The organism is Lentzea sp. HUAS TT2 (genome assembly GCF_051853195.1).
Classification (GTDB): Bacteria; Actinomycetota; Actinomycetes; order Mycobacteriales; family Pseudonocardiaceae; genus Lentzea.
In genome coordinates, this window is sequence record NZ_CP196667.1 from 9,424,930 (window position 1) to 9,443,282 (window position 18,353).

The window sequence follows — 18,353 nt, forward strand, 5'->3', positions numbered from 1 at the left end:
GATGGAAGACGTGGTGAAACGATCAGATCAGTCGCAGCGGGAGGCGGGCTCGTCGCGCAGTGGGCCACCGGGGCGCAGGAGCTGTTCCATGGTGTCCAGGACGTCGTGGTCCAGGCGGTACCAGCTCCACGTGCCGCGCCGTTCGCGCTGCAGAACACCGGCGTTGACCAGGATCTTCAGGTGATGGCTCAGCGACGACTGGGGCATGTCGAACTCGTCGGCGAGGTCGCAGAAGCAGGCCTCGCCGCTCGCCGACTGCCGCACGAGCACCACGAGCTGGACCCGGATGGGATCCGCGAGGGCCTTGAAGAGACGTGCGGCGGAGGCCGAGTCGTCAGGCACCGCCACCAGCGCCTCCCTTCGCGCATCCTGGTCCGTAGTCGACATGGTGACATGTTCATCAATCGGAATGAACGTCCGGTGAACTCGACCCTACCTGCGGAACGCTGAACTGGTAGCCGAGGCCTCGGACGACACGAATCCACGTGGGATTGTGGTCGTCGTCACCCAGTCGCTTGCGCAGCCGCATGATGTGGACGTTGAGCGTGTTGCTCTTGGCCGACGGCCGGTCGGACCACAGGGCGGCGACGAGCTCGTTGCGGCTGACCACCGCGCCGGGTCTCTCGGCGAAGTAGCGCAGCATGAGGAACTCCATCGGCGGCAACGGCGTGAGCACCCCGTCCAGCCAGAACTGAGGCACCGCGCCGTCCACCCGCAGCCGGCCGAGGTCGATCACCATCGGCCGGATCTCCACGGCGTCGGACTTCGGCGCCACCGAGCCAAGGAACGCCAGCAGCTGTCTGGTGCGGTACGGGCGCGGCACCACCGCCGTCGCGCCCGCTTCCGCCGCCCGTGCCGCGAAGTCGCCGGAGCCCGGCCCGGCACCGACCACGATCGGGACGTCCGGATCGTCCGCGCGCACGATCGTGAGGAAGTCCATCGGGTCGAGCTTGCCCACGGCAGGGCCGAGCAGCACGGCATCCGGGCACGTGCGGCCGAGCACCAGCAACGCCTCTGCGGGGTCGGTGCAGACGCGCGGCTCCACCGGCTGACCGGTGAAGCCTTCGAGCAGCTGGTGCACGACGTCGGTGTCGTGATCCACCACGAGGACGGCGAGCCGGTTCTGCACCCGGCCCTTGTTCGCCAGACAGGCTCGCCGCCGCGTGTGGAACTGTGAGCTGTCAGACTCCCAAGCCCCCAACGCAGAGCCCATCGCGGTCTACCCGAATCGTCCGGTGATGTACGCCTCGGTCCGGGCGTCGGAGGGATTGCCGAAGATGTGCTCGGTGGTGTCGAACTCGACCAGCCGGCCGGTGCGCTGCCCCTTCTCGTCCGCCTCGGCGGTGAAGAACCCCGTGCGCTGCGAGACGCGGGCAGCCTGCTGCATGTTGTGGGTGACGATGATGATCGTGTAGGTCGAGGCCAGCTCCACCATCAGGTCCTCGATCTTGGCGGTGGCGATCGGGTCCAGCGCCGAGCACGGCTCGTCCATCAGGATCACCTCGGGCGAGGTGGCGATGGCACGGGCGATGCACAACCGCTGCTGCTGACCGCCGGACAGGCCGAACGCGTTCTGCTTGAGCTTGTCCTTCACCTCGTCCCACAACGCGGCACCGCGCAACGCCCGCTCCACGACGTTGTCCATGTCGGACACGTTCATGCCGGTGACGCGGGGACCGTAGGCGACGTTGTCGTAGATGGACTTGGGGAACGGGTTCGGCTTCTGGAACACCATGCCGATGCGCCGGCGCACCTCGATGACGTCCACGTCCTCGCCGTAGATGTCCACGCCGTGGTACGCGACAGCACCCTCGACGCGGGCTCCGGGCACGAGGTCGTTCATCCGGTTCAGGCACCGCAGAACCGTGGACTTGCCGCACCCGGAAGGGCCGATCAGGGCGGTGATCTCCCTGCTGCCGAACGACATGTTCACGTCGGTGACCGCGCGGAAGTCGCTGTAGTAGACCTCCAGGTCCTTCAGCGTGATCACCCCGTCCGGTGCTCCTTCCACGGGTGTCAGGGTGTTCGATCGCTCGATGACGATCTGCGGCTCCGGCGTGGAGTCGTCCTGGTTCGTGCGCTGGCCGGTGGACACGCTCTTCTGCTCCGATCTGGTCATGAGGTCGCTCGCTCCTTCATTCGCGTGTCACCAACGTCGCTGGTAGCGGTTGCGCATCCAGATCGCGACAGCGTTCATCGCGAGCAGCACGATGATCAGCAGCAGGATCGTGGAGTAGGCCAGGTCCCGGAACTCGACGCGGTCGAGCGGCACCAGGCTGAAGATCTGCGTGGGCAGAACGGTGTAGCGGGAGAACACGCCGTCCGGGTTGAACGTCAGGAACGTCGTGGCACCAACGAGAAGCAGCGGTGCCGCCTCACCGATCGCCCGCGACAGCGCGAGGATCGAGCCGGTCGCGATGCCCGGCACCGCGGCGGGCAGCACCTGACGCCAGGTCGTCTGCCATTGCGTCGCACCCAAAGCGAGCGAGCCGGAACGGATCTCCGACGGCACCGCGCGCAACGCCTCGCGACAGGTGATGATCACCACCGGCAGGATCAGCAACGCCAGTGCGATCGCGCCCGCGAGAAGCACCGCGCCGATCGACAGCGGTCCGCGGACCACGAAGCCGAGCGTCAGGATCCCGTAGATGACCGACGGCACCGCAGCGAGGTTCTGGATGTTCAGCTCGATCAGCCGGTTCCACCAGCGGTTGTTGTCCGCGTACTCCTCCAGGTACACCGCCGCCGCGATACCGAGCGGCAACGCGATGAGCGCGGTCAGCACCATGATCCAGATCGTGCCGAACAGCGCGGACTTCACGCCCGAGGTGTCGGGCCGCAGCCGCGACGGGTGCTCGGTGACGAGGTTCAGGTCGAACCGCGCCAGTCCTTTCTGGATGATCACGGCGAGCACGAAGAACAGGAACGCGCAGATGATCGCCAGGCACGCCCACAGCGCGAAGGCGAACACCTGCGGCCCAATGCCCTTGCGGCGACCGGACTTCAGGCTCTGGTCAACAACCAACGTCGCCGTCATCAGTAGGCCTGCCTGTACTTGCGGACCAGCCGGATGCTGATCATGTTGATCAGGAGGGTGATCACGAACAGCAGCGCGCCGATCGCGAACAGCGCGTAGTACGACGGGCTGCCGTGCGGGGTGTCGCCACTGGCGGCCTGCGCGATGAACCCGGTCATCGTCTGCGCGCCCTTGAGCGGATCGGCGGTGAACAGCGGCATGTTGCCCGCCGCGATCGCGACGATCATCGTCTCGCCGATCGCGCGCGAGATGCCGAGCACGATCGCGGCGACGACGCCCGACAACGCGGCCGGGAACACGACGCGAACAGTGGTCTGCATCCTGTTGGCGCCCAACGCGTACGAGCCCTGCCGCAACCCCAGCGGCACCGCGGACATCGCGTCCTCGCTGAGTGACGCGACCGTGGGCACGATCATGAAGCCCATCACGATGCCGGGCGAGATCATGCTGTAGATGCCCTCGATGCCCAGGATCGGCTTGAGGATCGGGGTGATCACGGTCAGCGCGAGGAAGCCATAGACCACCGTCGGCACGCCGGCGAGGATCTCCAGGATCGGCTTGAAGATCTTCCGCACCCGCTGCGAGGCGTACTCGCTGAGGTAGATCGCGGCGCCCAGGCCGAACGGGACCGCGACCACGAGCGAGATCAGCGTGATCATCAAGGTCGCGGTGACCAGCGGCAGGACACCCCAGGACTTGTCGTCCCAGTTGAACTTGTCGCCGAACAGCGCCGTCCACTCGGTGCCGAAGAGGAACTCGCCGAGACCGACGTGGGTGAAGAACTCGGCGACCGGCGCGAACAACGACGCGACGATGCCGACCGTGACGAGAACAGACAACGCGGCCGCGCTCACGAGCACGGCCTTGATGATCTTCTCGCCGATGCGCGGGCTCTGCGCGGTCAGGTCGACCGGCGGCCCTTCCCAGGCGACGGGGTGGCCGCCCGAACCCGGGCGGCCACCGTCGCGAGTCTTCGTGCTCACTTGCCGCCGGCCTTCGCCTGCAACGCGGCGAGCTCGTCCTTGGCCTTCTTCTTCTGGTCCTCGGTCAGCGGCACGAACCGCGCGGCCTTGACGATCTCGTCGTTGTTCGCGAGGTAGAACTCGACGAACTTCTCGACCTGGGCCTTCTTCAGACCGGCGTCAGAGGGGTAGATGAACAGCGGACGGGCGAGAGGCGAGTAGCTGCCGTCCTGCGCGGCCTTCACCGACGGCTCGACGCAGCCCTTGCCCTTGCCGCCGTCGATCTTCACGGCCTTGAGCTTGTCCGTGTTCTCCTCGAAGTAGGAGAAGCCGAAGTAGCCGAGGCCACCCTTGGAGCCGCTCACGCCCTGGACGGTGATGTTGTCGTTCTCGGTCGGGTTGTAGTCCTTGCGGCTGGCGCCTTCCTTGCCGTTGATGGCGCCGGTGAAGTAGTCGAACGTGCCGGAGTCCGCACCCGCGCCGTAGAGGTCGAGCTTCTGGTCCGGGAAGGACGGGTCGACCTCTTTCCAGTTGGCGACCTTCGAGTCCGGCTCCCAGATCTTCTTGAGTTGCGCGACGGTGAGGCACTGCGCCCAGGTGTTGTCCTTGTTCACCACCACGGTCAGCGCGTCGTTCGCGATCTGCAGCTCGGAGAAACCGATGTTCTTCTCCGTGCAGGCCTTCTTCTCCTCGTCCTTGATCGGACGGGACGCGTCGGAGATGTCGGTCTCGCCGACGCAGAACTTCTTGAAACCACCGCCGGTACCGGAGGCGCTGACCGACACCTGGACGCCGCTGTTCTTGGCCATGAACAGCTCGGCCGCGGCGATCGACAGCGGTTCCACGGTGCTCGAGCCGTCGATGACGACCGGGCCGGAGAGCTGTTCACCCCCGCTCTCGGAGCCACTGCCGTTGTTCTGCCCACCACAGGCGGACAGGGTCAGCGCGGCGACAGCCACGACGGACAACACGTGCGCACGCTTCACCTGGCGGATGGTCACTGACGTGCCTCCTGCTCGGGACCCGGATAGGGGCCGGGATCTTTCGACGAGCCCCCGTTTCGAGGGCCCCTGCATCGAAGAATCTCGTTCTAAACAGAAGGTGAACGACGAGTGACATCGGGAACTATCGTTGAAAAATCTCGATCCAACGTGCGGTCACAGCGCGGCAACGGACTGGCCAAGCAGTCCCCTGACCTCGTCGAGCCCTTCAGGAATGGCCACATACCAGCCCCAAGTGCCACGACGTTCGCCGCGAACGAGCCCGGCTTCGGCGAGAACGCGCAGGTGATGGCTGACCGTGCCCTGACTCAGGCCCAGGCGGTCGACGAGGTCGCACACACACGACTCGCCACCGGGCGCGTTCTGCAGGAGGCGAAGCAGTTCAAGGCGGGGCGGGCTGGCGAGCGCCTTGAACACGTCGGCGATGCGGCGGGCCTCGTCCGGTTCCATGCCCTGACCGAGTGACACGCAGCGCTCATGGCCGCCGTTGTCCATCTGGAGTTCACCGCGAGGCTCCACCATGAGCCGAGGGTACGACCTAGATTGACAAAAGTCGATGCAACCGGTCTGCTTTGCATCGACAATCTTCGGTCCAAGGAGATCCCGATGACCCGCGCCGGCGGACTTCCCCAGCACGAGCTCACTGCACAACTGCTCCGCATCACCGACGAGCTGGCCGACAAGTTCCACGGCGTGTTCAGCCGCGAGACCGTCGAGCAGTTCGTCGAGGAGACCTACCAGCTGCTGAACGAGACCGCCACGATCAAGACCCATCTCGCGACGCTCACCGCGCGGTTCGCCAAGCAGCGCCTCACCGACCACGGCCGCGCGCAGGGGCTGACCAAGGTCGAGGTGCCGCAGGTGTTGTTCATCTGCGTGCACAACGTCGGCCGCTCACAGATGGCGTCCGCCCTGCTGGAGCACCACGCGTTCGGCAAGGTCGCGGTGCGCTCGGCCGGCAGCCAGCCCACCGGCGCCATCCCCTCGGCGATCGTCGAGGCGCTGGCGGAGCTGAACATCCCGCTCACCGAGGCGTTCCCGAAGCCACTGACCGACGAGGTCGTGCGGGCCGCGGACGTCGTGGTCACCATGGGCTGCGGCGACTCGTGCCCGGTCTACCCCGGCAAGCGCTACCTGGACTGGGAGGTCGCCGACCCGGTAGGTGCATCACTGAACCGCGTCCGCGAGGTACGTGACGACATCGACCGCCGCGTCCGGAGCCTGCTGTCCGAGCTTCTGGGCGACTGATGCTGCAGGTCTTGCTGGTCACCCTGATCTGGACGACCGGAGTCGTCACGACGTTCTCACTCGGCGTTTCCAATCTCACCCCGACCCGCAAGGCCTTCGCCTACGTCTGGTTCACCGCCTGCGGCGCGATGGTCGTGAGCGGCCTGTACCTGTACGTGATGTGAGCAAGTCGTGTCACCAGCCGTTCACCTGGATCGGGCATTATCGAACCAAGGAATCGCCCGCCAGGAGGAGATCGTCGTGTCCAAGACCCCCGAAGTGCTGTTCGTCTGCGTGCACAACGCCGGCCGCTCCCAGATGGCCGCTGCGCTGCTCCAGCACTACGGCATGGGCAGGATCGCGGTCCGCTCCGCCGGCTCGGCGCCCGCCGAGAAGGTCAACCCGGCCGCGGCCGACGCGCTCGCCGAGTGGGGCCTCGACATCACCGCCGAGGTCCCCTCGAAGCTCACGACCGAGGACGTCGAGGCGTCCGACGTCGTGATCACCATGGGCTGCGGCGACACCTGCCCGGTGTTCCCCGGCAAGCGCTACCTCGACTGGCAGCTCGACGACCCGGCCGGTCAGGGCATCGACTCGGTCCGTCCGATCCGCGACGAGATCGACCGCCGGGTGCGCGGCCTGGTCGCCGAGCTGCTCGGCTGACTCAGTCGTGACGAGCGATCTTCACCGCTGAGATCAGCAGGACGACCGCGAGCCCGGGAATCAGGACCAGGTCGGGAACGACCCCGAGGAGCAGTCCGCCGAGCAGGGCGCCGACGATCGATCCGGCGACCATGACGGTGGCGAAGCGCAGGTTCTGACGCAGGACGCTGAAGCTGTTGTCCCTGCTGTAGCGGGCGAACGCCACGAGCATCGTGGGCAGGGACACCAGCAGGGACAGGCTGCCGGCGGTCTTGATGTCGATCCCGTACAGCAGCACGATCGTCGGGATCAGCAGCTCGCCGCCGGCCACGCCCATGATCGCGGCGACGACGCCGATGCCGAAGCCCGCGACCACGCCCGCGACCGCTTGGGCGACCGGCGGCAGGTCGAGCGCGCCCAGACTGGTGAAGTGGGTCGCGACCAGTGCCGCGGCCATGAGTGCCATGAGGGCGGCGAGGACCTTGTAGAGGGTGGAGGTCCGCATGCGGATCGCCCACGCCGCACCGGCCCAGGCGCCGATCAGGCTGCCGGCGAGCAGGTTCACCGCGACTGCCCAGTGCGAGCCGAGCTCAGCGGCCGTGACCGTGGCCAGCCTGGCGGGCAGGGCGGTGAGCACGACGATCAGGCTCATCGCCTTGTTCAGGATGACCGCGGACAACGCCGCGAACCCGAACACCCCGATGAGCAGCGGCAGCCGGAACTCCGCACCACCCAGACCGATCATGCCGCCGAGCACGCCCACTGCCGCACCGGCCGCGAACACCACCGGCGCCGACCGGACCGCTGCCTGCTCGTTCCCCGTTTTGACCACCGCACGAGCTAACGCGGCACGCTGGCCGTTGACAACCCGGCGGCCACCGCCCCGACGACGCCCAGCACCACGAACACCGCCGGGTATCCCCCGAGCCATCCAGCCATCGCGCTACCCGCCCACGGCGCGATCGCCGCTGTCAGCATCACCGGTACGGCGAGCAGTCCGCTCAACTGTCCGTAGTGGACAGCGCCCCAGCGTTCGGTCACCGCCGTCGCCTGCACCAGCGTGAAGATCCCGCGCGCGACTCCCGCGAGGACCGAACCGGCGATGAGCAGCAGAGCCGGGCCGGGAACCAAGCCCAGCAACGTCGTCACGACCGCGCTCGCCGCCAGGATGAGTGCTGTCCGCGTACGGACCGTCGTTCGCGCGGTCAACCTCGCGTAGCCGAGCCGCCCGAGAACCTGGCCCACCCCACCGAGGCCCAGGGCCACGGCGGCCGCTGATGTCGACATCCCGCGTTCGGTCAGCAACGGCACGAGGTTGACCACGACCGCGTAGACGCTGAACGCCGCCAGGCTCATCGCGATCGTCAGCACGATGAACGGCCTGCTCCGCGCCACCGCTGACGGATGATGCTCCGCCTCGTGCTCGATCGCCGGCCACGGCAACCGCAAGCCGAACAAGTGCAGCGGAATCGTTGTGACAGCGAGGATTCCAGCCAGCACGAGGTAGGTCCCTCGCCAGTCCAGGTGCGTGTTCAGCACGGCGGTCAGCGGCGCGAACACCGTGCTGGCCAACCCCGCAACCAACGTGAGCGCGGTCAGCGCCGACACCCGCTTCGCCCCGTACCAGCGGGTGAGCGCGGCGAACGCGGGAGCGTAGAACACCCCAGCCATCGCGACGCCGATCAGCAACCACGCCGCCGTGAACCAGGCGAGCGACTGCGCGGTCGCCATCAGCACGACCGCAGGGACGGCGATGATCGAGCCGGTGGTCATGATGGCGCGCGGCCCGTGTCGGTCGAGCAGCCTGCCCACCGGAACCCCGACGAGCCCGGCGACGATCTGGCTCGCGGAGAATCCGGCGGTAATCGCGGCGTGCGACCACCCGGTCCGCTCGCCGATCGTCGGCAGCAACACCGGGAACGCGTAGTACAGGATCCCCCAGCTGATGATCTCCGTGGTGCACAAGACGATCAGCACGCGGCGGAGCCCGGCACTGGTGCCGGGCTCCGCCGTGGTGGTGTCAGCGTGCACTGGATGCGAGGCCAATCGTCAGTTCGCCGTGCTCGGGCGAACCGCAGCACCCGCCGTCGCTCTTCTGCGCTTCCGGCTCGTCGAACACGCCCGCGCCACCGCACACGCCGGTCTCGGGCAGCACCAGTTCGACCCGTCCGGCGGCCTCGTGGTCGCCGGCGATCGCGGCCACGACCGAGCGGGACTGCTCGTACCCGGTCAACGACAGGAACGTCGGCGCACGGCCGTAGCTCTTGATGCCCACGAGGTACACACCCGGCTCGGGGTGGCGCAGCTCGGCCTCGCCGTGCGGGTACACGGTGCCGCACGAGTGGACGTTCGGGTCGATCATCGGCGCGAGCTTCGTCGGCGCCTGCAACACGGAGTCGAGGTCGAGGCGGATCTCCGACAACCACGACAGGTCCGGCCGGAACCCGGTCAGCACCACGACCTCGTCAATGCCCTCGACCTGGTGGCCATCGAACGACACCAGCGTGAGCCTGCCGTCCTCCTCTCGTTCGACAGCCGCCGTGCGGAACCCGGTCGCGGTCGTGATGTGCCCGGCCTCAGCAGCCTTCCTCGCCCGCAACCCCAGCGCGCCGCGCGCCGGCAACTGGTCCGCCTCGCCGCCACCGAACGCGTTGCCCACCGCACCCCGGCGCAGCAACCAGACGACCTCCGTACCCGGCGCCTCCTCGGCGAGCTCCGCCAGCACGACCAGCGCGGTCAACGCAGAGTGCCCACTGCCCGCGACCGCGATCCGCTTGCCCGCGTAGCGCGCACGCTCGGCCACGAGGTCGGGGACGCGGTAGGTGATCTGCGCGGCCGCCGCCTTCTCACCCACCGCCGGAAGTCCGTCGCCGCCCAGCGGATTCGGCGAGCCCCAGGTTCCGGACGCGTCGATGACCGCGCGTGCCGTGATCCGCTCCTCCCCCGCCGCGCTCTCCACATGCACGGTCAGCGGCTCGTCCTCGCGCCCTGAGTCCACGATCCGGTCCCGGCCGCGGCGCGCCAGCCCCACCACGCGCGCACCGAACCGAACCCGGTCCCCCAACACCTCGGCGAGCGGCCGCAGATAGCTCTCCACCCACTCGCCGCCGCTCGGGTACGCGTCACCGTCGGGCCGGACCCACCCGGTCCCCTCCAGCAGCCGCTCGGCCGCCGGGTCAACGAGCTCGCTCCACTGCGAGAACAGCCGGACGTAGTTCCACTGCGACACGGCTGCACCGGCACGGTCGCCCGCCTCCAGCACGAGCACCTGCTCGCCCCGTTCGACCAAGTTGGCCGCCGCGGACAAACCCGCAGGTCCGGCACCCACCACGACGACTGGCAACTCGCTCACCACACACCCCTTGAATCGACGGATTTCAAATCAACACGGCGGACTCTATCGACCCGGATCGATTGACGCAACCATCGATCTGCGTCGATACTTCAGCCATGACGACGACTGCGCCCTCGCCGGCCGTGCTGCCCGCCGACGACGCCGCGACCTACGCGGACTGGTTCGCATGCCTCGCAGAGCCGACCCGCGTACGCCTGCTGCACGCCGTGGCAACCGCGGGCCGCTCGATGACCGTCGGCGAGCTGACCGACCTCGTCGGCATCAGCCAGTCCACCTGCTCCCACCACGTCCGCAAGCTCGTCGAGGTCGGCTTCCTGCGCCAGCACAAGGAAGGCACAGCCACGCACGTCAGCGTGAATCCGTCGTGCTGCACCGGCCTTCCGCACGCCGCCGATGTCGTCATGGGCGTGCTCGCCCCACGGCCCTGCTGCCCAACCGACCTCCCGGCCGACGTGCTGATCCGCCCGCTCGAAGTCGCCGACTGGAACGCCGTGCGCCGTATCTACGGCGAAGGCATCGCCACCGGCGACGCCACCTTCGAAACCGAAGTCCCCCTGCGCCGGGCGCTCGACGCCAAGTGGCTGCCTGACCACCGCTGGGTCGCCGAGATCGACGGCCAGGTAGCGGGCTGGGCCGCCGCGACCGCTATGTCCACAAGGGACTGCTACGCGGGCGTCGCCGAGACGTCCGTCTACGTCGGCGCGGACTTCCGTGGCCGCGGCGTCGGCAAGGCGTTGGTGCACAAGCAGGTCAACGCCGCAGACGACGCGGGCCTGTGGACGTTGCAGACGTCGATCTTCCCCGAGAACCGCGCCAGCCTCGCCCTGCACCACTCTGCCGGCTTCCGCACCCTCGGCGTCCGCGAACGCATCGCCCAGCACAACGGCGTCTGGCGAGACACCGTCTTCCTCGAGCGCCGCACCGCCAACTGATACCCGCCCAGGACGCTAGGGCGCCTGGTTCTGTTCGGGTCGCAACTGGCGCGCAGAGACCGATGCATCCGCCCGATGTCGGTCCTTCGACTGGTCCGACACACAGGCCCCGCTCGCGCGGAACGGCTCGGCGAGCTGGGCGAGGTAGCGGCCCGGGTAATGTGGTTTGGCCGCCATGCCGAGGTCTTGGCTGCTGAACTGGCGCTGCGGATCGAACGAGTAGGTCCCGAGCAACCTGTCCCACAGCAGGGTGAACAGCCCGAAGTTGACGTCGCCGATGCCTGCCCACTTCAGGTGGTGGAAGCGGTGGGCCTGGTTCAGTGCCAGCACGCCACGCAACGGCCCAACCCGGTAGTCCACATTGGAGTGTTGGAGCAGAAGTTGAACGGCGGCGCACAGGGCGACGGCGTAGGCGACGGAGATCGGCAGGCCGAGCAGGATGAGCGGCGCGAAGCCGACGGCCGTCTCCAGCGTCTGGTGCAGGGGGTGCTTCATCAGTCCGTTGAAGCCGTAGGCGCGTTTGACGCTGTGATGCACCGCGTGCAGCCGCCACAAGATCGGCACCTTGTGGCTGGCCAAGTGGACCAGGGTGATGCCTAGGTCGGCCACGAGAACCGCGAGAAGGACCTGCAGCACGAACGGCCAATCGCCAGGCCAGAGATGGTCGAACGGTGTGAGAGCGGTCAGGATTGGCACGATCGCGAGGCTGCTCAGGGTGAACAGCTCGTTCACCGTTGCATGGGCGACGTCGCGTCCCCCGTCCTCATGCGGGGTGTTCCAGTCGTCCCGGTAGGGCAGGACGCGTTCCGCGAGGAAGGAGCTCGCGATGGCGAGCAACAGCAACCCGAGCATCCACAGCGTGGGCTCGCCTGTTGCGACGATCGCCATGCCGATGCCGTTGATGCCGATGAGCATGTAGGGCACGTAGCCGTACCGGACGAGTGTGCGCATGTATCAGAGCGTGGAAGACAGCGCCGGGCGTTGCTTGAACGAACTCGCTGTCTTCACCTCACCGGCTCGTGCCAGCTCACGCAGCGCTTGAGGTGAGATGGCGGCAGACCGAACATGTCGTGGCAGGCGCGGGTGAGGTGGGCGCTGTCCGCGAACCCGGAGGCGTGGGCGGCCTCGGTCAGTGCGTGTCCCTGCCGGACGTGTGTGATCACGCGACGCAGTCGTGCCCATCGTAGGTAGGGCCGAAAGGGGAGGCCGAGTTCGTCGGTGAACAGGTGCCCTAGTCGGCTCGCCGAGATTCCCACCGCGGCGGCGATTTCACCCAGTGACACGGAGCTGCTGAGCATGTCGGGCAGGAGGGCGACGGCGCTTTGCAACGCGGGATGCATCGGTGTGTCGGGCGGAGCGGTTCCGGCCACGAGCTTCGAGAGGGCACCTTCCGCCATCTGCGCAGGCGCACCGTCGATCGTGAACCCGTGCCCGAGCAACGGTCGCGCAGCTGTCGCCCACGCCGCGGCTGACTGGGGTGCGAGCCCGGTCCGCCGCACCAGCGTGGTGAGGGCTTGGCCGAGGTGTCCGCCACCATCGACGAACACCACCATCCCTGATGACTCGCCGGCGAGCTCGTGCTCGACGCCTGGAGGGATGACCGCCGCCTGCTCGCGCAGCTGGTCGCCCGCAGCGTCCCGCAACCGCACCGCGCCTGTCGCGACTACCACCTGAATCGCCGCGTGGCGGTGCCTGTGCGCGGCAGCCATCTGGCCGACGTAGATCAGACGGCCAGGCCGCACCACCGCCATCCCACGCCACCCGTCAGACCTCGTGTGCGCTGAGCCGGGCAGCTCTGACGGCCCCCATGTGGCTGAATCTGCAGGGGGCGCCTCAAGTCGGTTCGTCACCATCGGGTTGTCACTCCGCCAGATCTCACGCCCGGCGGCGGCCAACCCATTGTCACTCAGCGATGACAGCGGTGAAATACGACGAACGAGCGGAGGACCTGAGACCGGACAATCCGACCTTGCGTGGAGCCCCCTCCGCCTCGGACGTCACTCCACTGGCTGGCCGAGGCCTCCGTCGAGCTGCTTGCGGTGGCGGTCGAGAACGCGGTCGACGAGAGCCTCCGAAGCTCCCAGGTATTGAGCGGGGTCGAGTAGTTCACGAAGACGCGCGGGGTCGATGGCGGCGAGCTCCGGCGTCGTGATGAGCACCTGCTGAAAGGGTCGGTCGTCCAGGGCGATGCGGGCGAGGAGCGTCTTGGCGGCGGCCTTGCCCAGGTGGGGTGCGAGGGCGACGTTGAGTCGTTCGGCGATGATGGAGCCGCCGGTCAGGGCCAGGTTGTCGTGGAGACGCTCGGGGAACACCCGCAACCCGGTGGCGAGCTCGGAGGCGGTGGCCGCGGCGCCGCCGGTCAGGCGGAGGCATTCGCGCAGTGGCTGCCATTCGGCGTGCCACCCGCCTGCGGACCGTTCGTCCTCGGAGAGCATCGACTGGGCCAGGGCCGTGCCGTAGAGCGGGACCTGGCGGGCGGCGGACATCAGCAGCGTGGCGAGGACGGGGTTCTGCTTCTGCGGCATGGCCGAGGACACGCCGCGTCCTTCTGCCGCGGGTTCGGCGACCTCGCCGACCTCGGTGCGGGACATGCCCTGGATGTCCAGGGCCATCTTGCCGAGCGCGCCGGTCACGAAGGCCGATACGGCGGCAATGTCGGCCATCGGCGTGCGCAGGGAGTGCCACGGCAGGATCGCCTCGGTCAGCCCCAGTTCCTGGGCGAATCGGTAGCTCAGCTGCGATCCGTCGTCCGGGTGTCCCGCAAGCGCGGCGTACTCGAGGTAGGAGGCAAGGGTGCCGGCGGCGCCGCCGAGCTGGGACGGCAGGCCTCCTTCGAGGAGCCGGCGGACGCGTTCGCGGGCGTCCAGCACCAGGGAGAGCCAGCCTGCGGCCTTGAGGCCGAAGGTGATGGGCACGGCGTGCTGGGTGAGGGTGCGGCCCGCCATCGGCGTCGAACGGTGCTGCTCGGCGAGGTGTGCGAGCGCGTTGGCCGTGCTGACCAGGTTTCGGTCGACCTCGGCGAACACGCGGGCGGCGATCAGCATCGCCGCAGAGTCGAGTACGTCCTGGCTGGTTCCTCCGCGGTGGACGTACTCGGCGGCATCGCTGTCGATGCGGGCGACCTCGGCGGTCAAAGCGGTCACGAGCAGCACCACGGGGTTGGCCGCGCCACGGGCGCCGCGGGCCAGGTCGGTCAGGTCGATCCGGTTGGCGCGGGCGGCGTCGGTGATGGGTGCGACGGCCTGCGCGGGGATCACGCCCAGGTGCGCTTGGGCCTTGGCCAGGGCGACCTCGACGTCGAGCATCGCTTGCAGCCACGCCTCGTCACCGGTCAGGTCCGCGGCGGTGCTGCCTGCCCAGACCGGTGCGAGCAGGCCGCTGTCGCTGCTGGTGGTGTGGTCGTGGGTCACGGGGGTGCTCCTCATGCCGGTCGGGCGGCTTGGGTCGTGGCCGTGCGGACGATGGTGGCGTCGGCCGCGGTGAGCACGGCGCGGGCGATGGCGTCCGCGTCGCTCAGGATGACCGAGTTCACCCCCGGCCGGATGCCGGCCGCGGTGACCCAGTGGACGGACTCCGTGGGCACGCCGTAGCCAAAGCGCCTGGGATGAGGCCTGCCTTCGGCATCGATCACTTGGTAAGGGCGGCCGGTGACCGCAAGTCCACCGGTCTCGTGAGCACCGGAGGGGTCAGGGATGCGGTAGGGCGTGGCTCGGCCGGTCTGTCTCAGGTGTGTCATGAGTGGGTCGGCGGTGGAGCGGATGTCGACCTCGGGCAGCCGGGCTTCGACGAGCACTTTCACTCGCACCTCGGCTCCGTTCACGGAGGACGAGCGCACCACGAAGCAGTCTTCGCCCATATCCACCTGCATTCCCGGGCCGACGACGCGGAGGATGCCCGCGTCGATCAGGGCGATCATCTCCTCCACGCGGCTCGCGGGAGGGCCGATGGACAGGTAGGCGTTGAGCGGGGTGTACCAGGCGAGCAGCTCGTCACGATAGGACGATCCGGCCAGTCCGCTGTGGTCGACGACGAGCCTGATCTCGTTGCGGAGATCGCGCAACACGTCCAGAGCGGCTTTGACCGGGTCGCTGACGTTGCCCTTGCGTGCCTGCATCAGGTCGCGCAGGAGCAGCTGTCGCAGCCATTCGTGGAAATCTTCCGGTGAGGCGAAGTGCCGATCGCCGTGCGGGCGCGCGATGCGTTCCCAGTTCCACATCTCGTTGCTCGCGATGCCGAACTTCTCCAGCAGCACAGGCAGATCGTCGTGGTCGGTGACGAGGTAGAGCGCGGCGAAGTCCTTGGCGGCCGAGTCGCTGCGGCGGCGCAGCAAGGTCGTGTAGTAGACGAGCTCGACTTCGCGGGAGATCAGCGGCCAGACGTCGGACATGAACGTGACGGACGCGCCGCGCGCCGCGCGTGCTCGCAGCTTGGAGATCACCGCCGGGGTGAGGAAGACCGGTTCGTGCCGCCCGAACACGCCCTTCTCGTTCTCGCCTCGCGCGTGGTACGGCACTCCCCTGCGGGATCCGGCGTAGATGTCGGGTTCCTTGCCTGACGGCCGGTATACCAGTCCGCCGTCCGGGGTCCGCTGGAACCGGCCACCGCGGTCGGTGGTGAACAGCGCGAGGTAGTCGAAGAAGTTCAGGCCCATGCCGCGGACGGCGACGGTCTGTCCGGCGCGGATCGCCGTCAGGTCGACCTCGGCGGGGTTGGCCGGCGGCTGGTAGTGCAGGCCGTGAACGGCGGCGTGGAGGCTGAGCCGTTCTTCCTGCTGTCCCAGGGGCATGTCGATGTGTCCTTGGGCGAGGACCACCGCGCTCAGGCCGGTCAGGGTGGTTCCGTCGGTGAGCTCGACGACCTGCTTGTCGGTGCCGCCGTCAGAGTCGTCGTCGAGCGTGACCGCGGATTGGGCGTGCAGTCGGATTTCCACGGTCTTGGGTGCGGTGCTGCACAGGCGCCGCAGCACCCAGGTCAGGTAGTGGCCGTAGAGGGCACGGGTGGGATAGGAGTCCGGGCCGAGCTCTCGGGCCTCGATGCGCACGGCGGACGGATAGCTGTGGAAGGGATCCATCAGCGCCACCGTTCCGGCCCACTCGTAGAGGCTCGGGCCAGGGACCACCGGTCCCTCGCAGTCGACGCTGTCGTCGGTGAACATCGTGACCTGGGAGGCGACGGTGTTCATCAGCAGCGAGCGCGATTGGCCGGTGGACCAGACCCGGCCGCCGTAGCCGACGAACGGGTCGACCAGGTGGACCACCAGGGGACGGTGGTTGTTCGCGGCGTTGGCACAGAGGCGTTCGACGACGCTGAGTCCTCGCGGGCCGGCGCCGATCACGCAGACCTCGATGGGCTGTGCCGAGGAGCGCGCTCGGGCGCCGAAGCTGGACACGGGTGTCTCCCAGTGCAGGTGGGTCGGAAAGGGATCGAGCGCGGCGGGCGGCGACGTCGCCCGCCGGGGCCTCTGTGGACTCAGGTCCAGCGACCGATACCGATTGCCTCCGCGCCGGAGAGCAACTGCTCGCGCAGCTGCACGCGGCGGATCTTCCAGGTGGCGGTGCGCGGGAACTCGTCCCAGCGCAGCTGGATGGGCTCGGCCAGCTCGGGCAGGTCCGCGGTGGCCTTTGCCCAGTCGTCCTTGTCGAGCGGGATGTCGCCGGCGGTGGACAGCACCGGGACGGGCAGGTTGCCGGCGTTGGGCAGGATCACGACCTCGGTGGTCTGCGGCAGCAGGTCGAGAAGGACGTCTTCGAGTTCGATGGCGCTGGCGCCGGGGATGCGGTCGATCTCGCGGTCGACCAGCCTCACCGCGCCCTTGCTGCTGACGGTGCCGAGGTCTCCGGTGTTCCACCAGAAGTCGTCGGTGCGCTTGAGGTCGTGGCGGTCCTGCTCACCGACGTAGGCCAGGCAGCGGCCGGGCTGCTTGATCTCGATGAGACCGACGGTGTCGGCCGGCACCGGCTGCCCGGTCTGCGGGTCCACCGCGCGTGCCTTGCACAGGCCCGGGATGGGCCAGCCCAGAACCTGGGTGGGCGGCGGCCGCTGCCCGACCTTCTCCACGGTCTTGCGGGTGTAGGGGCGGATGACCATCGCACCCGCCTCGCTCTGGCTCCACGACTGCACCCAGATCGGCGAGCTGTGGTCGGTGGCGCCGAGGAAGGTGCGGATGGTGCGGGTGTGGATCGCGTCGAAGGAGTTGATGAACAGCCGCACGTTGGCGAACGGCCGCTCGGCACTGCGGGCGAACTGCTCCCAGGACAGGTAGATGTTCGGGAGGGTCTCCACGACGGTCGGCTTGTGCTTGACCAGCAGCTGCCGTGACGCCTCGGACTGCGGGTCGGACAGCATCAGCATCCGCGGCGTGATCGTCGCCATCGCCAGCATGCCGGTGGTGAGCCGCTGGTGGCAGAACGGGTCGCAGAACCCGACGACGTCACTGGACTTCAGGCCGAACTTCGGCCACCGCTCGGCTTCGACGAGCGTGAGCGCGTGCGCGGTCTCGGCCGAGTGCATCACCAGCTTCGGCACACCGGTGGTGCCGGAGGTGTGGGTGATGACCATCGGCTCCTTCAGGTCGCGCAAGGCGACGGTGAAGTCGGTGGCGCCACGCAGGTCGTCCAGGGCGATGACGTCGGAACGATCACCGCGCCCGTCCACGACGATCGTGCGCTTCGTCAACGTCGCAAGGGTTTCCTCGTCGAGTCCACACTGGACGAGGCGCTCCTGGTCGGTGACGAGGAACGGGCGCTCCAGGCGAGCCAGCATCGGGTGCGCGAACTCCGGCGGGTGCGTCCACGCCAGCTCGGCCGGGATCGCGCCGATGCGAGCGGTCGCGCAGGCCAGCAGCGCCACGTCGAGGTGGTTGGACTTCATGATCACGACTCGGTCCCACGGCCGGACGCCCGCCTCGTACAGCCAGGCGGCGGCCCGGTCGACGAGGGCGGCCCACTCACCGTAGGTGCGCTCGGTGGCGCCGTCGGGGTCGATGTCGGCGGGCCGGTCGACGGTGACGAGCTGGCTGCCTCCGCGTTCTCCGGCGACGTGCCACAGGTCGCCGAGGTGGGCGGTGGCGGGCACCCGCGACAACGGCATCAGCCTCTTGCGACCCCAGGTCGGGGCGTAGTCGCGCAGGAATTCGGGCAGCTGCGCGGTGTTCTGCCGCGCGCCGATGTCTTGGGTCATGTCGGGTCACCAATCAGG

19 protein-coding genes are annotated in these 18,353 nt (G+C 68.4%); 4 read left to right on the top strand and 15 right to left on the bottom strand.

The window, feature by feature from the left end; genetic code table 11:
- Nucleotides 1-27: 27 nt before the first annotated feature.
- From ACSHWB_RS44545 to ACSHWB_RS44575, 7 genes are all read right to left on the bottom strand, one after another.
- Nucleotides 28-348: an ArsR/SmtB family transcription factor gene (locus tag ACSHWB_RS44545; RefSeq protein ID WP_439659380.1), complete on the bottom strand. Its 321-nt coding sequence runs from the start codon at nucleotides 346-348 to the stop codon at nucleotides 28-30.
- A gap of 52 nt (nucleotides 349-400) precedes the next feature.
- Nucleotides 401-1,129 (bottom strand): winged helix-turn-helix domain-containing protein, encoded by a 729-nt coding sequence (locus ACSHWB_RS44550; RefSeq protein ID WP_439659381.1) that lies wholly within the window; start codon nucleotides 1,127-1,129, stop codon nucleotides 401-403.
- Nucleotides 1,130-1,219: 90 nt separating this feature from the next.
- Nucleotides 1,220-2,119 carry a phosphate ABC transporter ATP-binding protein PstB gene (gene pstB / locus ACSHWB_RS44555; protein ID WP_439659382.1) on the bottom strand — a complete coding sequence of 300 codons (900 nt, stop codon included), beginning with the start codon at nucleotides 2,117-2,119 and terminating at the stop codon, nucleotides 1,220-1,222.
- A gap of 27 nt (nucleotides 2,120-2,146) precedes the next feature.
- Nucleotides 2,147-3,037, bottom strand: coding sequence for a phosphate ABC transporter permease PstA (pstA, locus tag ACSHWB_RS44560; protein WP_439659383.1), 891 nt, complete (start codon nucleotides 3,035-3,037; stop codon nucleotides 2,147-2,149).
- Complete coding sequence (gene pstC / locus ACSHWB_RS44565; RefSeq protein ID WP_439659384.1) at nucleotides 3,037-4,020, bottom strand: phosphate ABC transporter permease subunit PstC; 984 nt, start codon at nucleotides 4,018-4,020, stop codon at nucleotides 3,037-3,039. The genes pstA and pstC overlap by 1 nt, the downstream gene beginning before the upstream one ends.
- Complete coding sequence (locus tag ACSHWB_RS44570; protein WP_439659385.1) at nucleotides 4,017-4,985, bottom strand: phosphate ABC transporter substrate-binding protein PstS family protein; 969 nt, start codon at nucleotides 4,983-4,985, stop codon at nucleotides 4,017-4,019. Before ACSHWB_RS44570 ends, pstC begins: the two co-directional genes overlap by 4 nt.
- Nucleotides 4,986-5,156: 171 nt before the next feature.
- The gene (locus tag ACSHWB_RS44575) at nucleotides 5,157-5,522 is read right to left on the bottom strand and encodes an ArsR/SmtB family transcription factor (protein WP_439659386.1); all 366 of its coding nucleotides are present in this window, start codon (nucleotides 5,520-5,522) and stop codon (nucleotides 5,157-5,159) included.
- Nucleotides 5,523-5,606: 84 nt separating this feature from the next.
- Between ACSHWB_RS44575 and ACSHWB_RS44580 the strand changes: the two genes are divergently transcribed.
- The 3 genes from ACSHWB_RS44580 to ACSHWB_RS44590 all read left to right on the top strand — a co-directional run bounded on the left by ACSHWB_RS44580 (nucleotide 5,607) and on the right by ACSHWB_RS44590 (nucleotide 6,890).
- Nucleotides 5,607-6,248, top strand: coding sequence for an arsenate reductase ArsC (locus tag ACSHWB_RS44580; protein WP_439659387.1), 642 nt, complete (start codon nucleotides 5,607-5,609; stop codon nucleotides 6,246-6,248).
- Nucleotides 6,249-6,259: 11 nt separating this feature from the next.
- On the top strand, nucleotides 6,260-6,412 hold the full coding sequence (locus ACSHWB_RS44585) for a hypothetical protein (RefSeq protein ID WP_439659388.1): 153 nt from the start codon (nucleotides 6,260-6,262) through the stop codon (nucleotides 6,410-6,412).
- Between the two features lie 76 nt (nucleotides 6,413-6,488).
- Nucleotides 6,489-6,890 (top strand): low molecular weight phosphatase family protein, encoded by a 402-nt coding sequence (locus tag ACSHWB_RS44590; protein WP_439659389.1) that lies wholly within the window; start codon nucleotides 6,489-6,491, stop codon nucleotides 6,888-6,890.
- A 1-nt stretch (nucleotide 6,891) separates the two neighbouring features.
- Here ACSHWB_RS44590 and ACSHWB_RS44595 read toward each other — a convergent pair whose 3' ends face one another.
- From ACSHWB_RS44595 to ACSHWB_RS44605, 3 genes are read right to left on the bottom strand one after another with little or no spacing between them, the layout of a single operon-like run.
- Nucleotides 6,892-7,701 (bottom strand): TSUP family transporter, encoded by an 810-nt coding sequence (locus ACSHWB_RS44595; RefSeq protein WP_439659390.1) that lies wholly within the window; start codon nucleotides 7,699-7,701, stop codon nucleotides 6,892-6,894.
- Nucleotides 7,702-7,709: 8 nt separating this feature from the next.
- Complete coding sequence (locus tag ACSHWB_RS44600; protein WP_439659391.1) at nucleotides 7,710-8,900, bottom strand: MFS transporter; 1,191 nt, start codon at nucleotides 8,898-8,900, stop codon at nucleotides 7,710-7,712.
- Nucleotides 8,890-10,221: an FAD-dependent oxidoreductase gene (locus ACSHWB_RS44605; RefSeq protein ID WP_439659392.1), complete on the bottom strand. Its 1,332-nt coding sequence runs from the start codon at nucleotides 10,219-10,221 to the stop codon at nucleotides 8,890-8,892. The genes ACSHWB_RS44600 and ACSHWB_RS44605 overlap by 11 nt, the downstream gene beginning before the upstream one ends.
- Nucleotides 10,222-10,319: 98 nt before the next feature.
- On the opposite strand from ACSHWB_RS44605, the gene ACSHWB_RS44610 reads away from it, so the two are divergent.
- Nucleotides 10,320-11,156 (top strand): helix-turn-helix domain-containing GNAT family N-acetyltransferase, encoded by an 837-nt coding sequence (locus tag ACSHWB_RS44610; RefSeq protein ID WP_439659393.1) that lies wholly within the window; start codon nucleotides 10,320-10,322, stop codon nucleotides 11,154-11,156.
- 15 nt (nucleotides 11,157-11,171) lie between these two features.
- On the opposite strand, the gene ACSHWB_RS44615 is transcribed toward ACSHWB_RS44610, so the two are convergent.
- From ACSHWB_RS44615 to ACSHWB_RS44635, 5 genes are all read right to left on the bottom strand, one after another.
- Nucleotides 11,172-12,107, bottom strand: a complete 936-nt coding sequence (locus ACSHWB_RS44615; protein ID WP_439659394.1) for a sterol desaturase family protein — start codon at nucleotides 12,105-12,107, stop codon at nucleotides 11,172-11,174.
- 53 nt (nucleotides 12,108-12,160) lie between these two features.
- Entirely contained in the window at nucleotides 12,161-12,907 is a 747-nt protein-coding gene (locus tag ACSHWB_RS44620) for a helix-turn-helix domain-containing protein (RefSeq protein WP_439659395.1), read from the bottom strand.
- A gap of 246 nt (nucleotides 12,908-13,153) precedes the next feature.
- Nucleotides 13,154-14,566, bottom strand: coding sequence for a 3-carboxy-cis,cis-muconate cycloisomerase (pcaB, locus tag ACSHWB_RS44625; protein ID WP_439659396.1), 1,413 nt, complete (start codon nucleotides 14,564-14,566; stop codon nucleotides 13,154-13,156).
- Nucleotides 14,567-14,577: 11 nt separating this feature from the next.
- Nucleotides 14,578-16,545 carry an FAD/NAD(P)-binding protein gene (locus ACSHWB_RS44630; RefSeq protein ID WP_439659397.1) on the bottom strand — a complete coding sequence of 656 codons (1,968 nt, stop codon included), beginning with the start codon at nucleotides 16,543-16,545 and terminating at the stop codon, nucleotides 14,578-14,580.
- A gap of 80 nt (nucleotides 16,546-16,625) precedes the next feature.
- Nucleotides 16,626-18,335, bottom strand: a complete 1,710-nt coding sequence (locus ACSHWB_RS44635; RefSeq protein WP_439659398.1) for an AMP-binding protein — start codon at nucleotides 18,333-18,335, stop codon at nucleotides 16,626-16,628.
- Nucleotides 18,336-18,353 lie beyond the last annotated feature (18 nt).

Bases quoted from the DNA above. Each gene is read 5' to 3' on its own strand.
- pstB (WP_439659382.1), bottom strand. From the start codon at position 2,119: ATGACCAGATCGGAGCAGAAGAGCGTGTCCACCGGCCAGCGCACGAAC.
- pstA (WP_439659383.1), bottom strand. From the start codon at position 3,037: ATGACGGCGACGTTGGTTGTTGACCAGAGCCTGAAGTCCGGTCGCCGC.
- ACSHWB_RS44575 (WP_439659386.1), bottom strand. From the start codon at position 5,522: ATGGTGGAGCCTCGCGGTGAACTCCAGATGGACAACGGCGGCCATGAG.
- ACSHWB_RS44580 (WP_439659387.1), top strand. From the start codon at position 5,607: ATGACCCGCGCCGGCGGACTTCCCCAGCACGAGCTCACTGCACAACTG.
- ACSHWB_RS44610 (WP_439659393.1), top strand. From the start codon at position 10,320: ATGACGACGACTGCGCCCTCGCCGGCCGTGCTGCCCGCCGACGACGCC.
- ACSHWB_RS44615 (WP_439659394.1), bottom strand. From the start codon at position 12,107: ATGCGCACACTCGTCCGGTACGGCTACGTGCCCTACATGCTCATCGGC.
- ACSHWB_RS44620 (WP_439659395.1), bottom strand. From the start codon at position 12,907: ATGGCGGTGGTGCGGCCTGGCCGTCTGATCTACGTCGGCCAGATGGCT.
- ACSHWB_RS44635 (WP_439659398.1), bottom strand. From the start codon at position 18,335: ATGACCCAAGACATCGGCGCGCGGCAGAACACCGCGCAGCTGCCCGAA.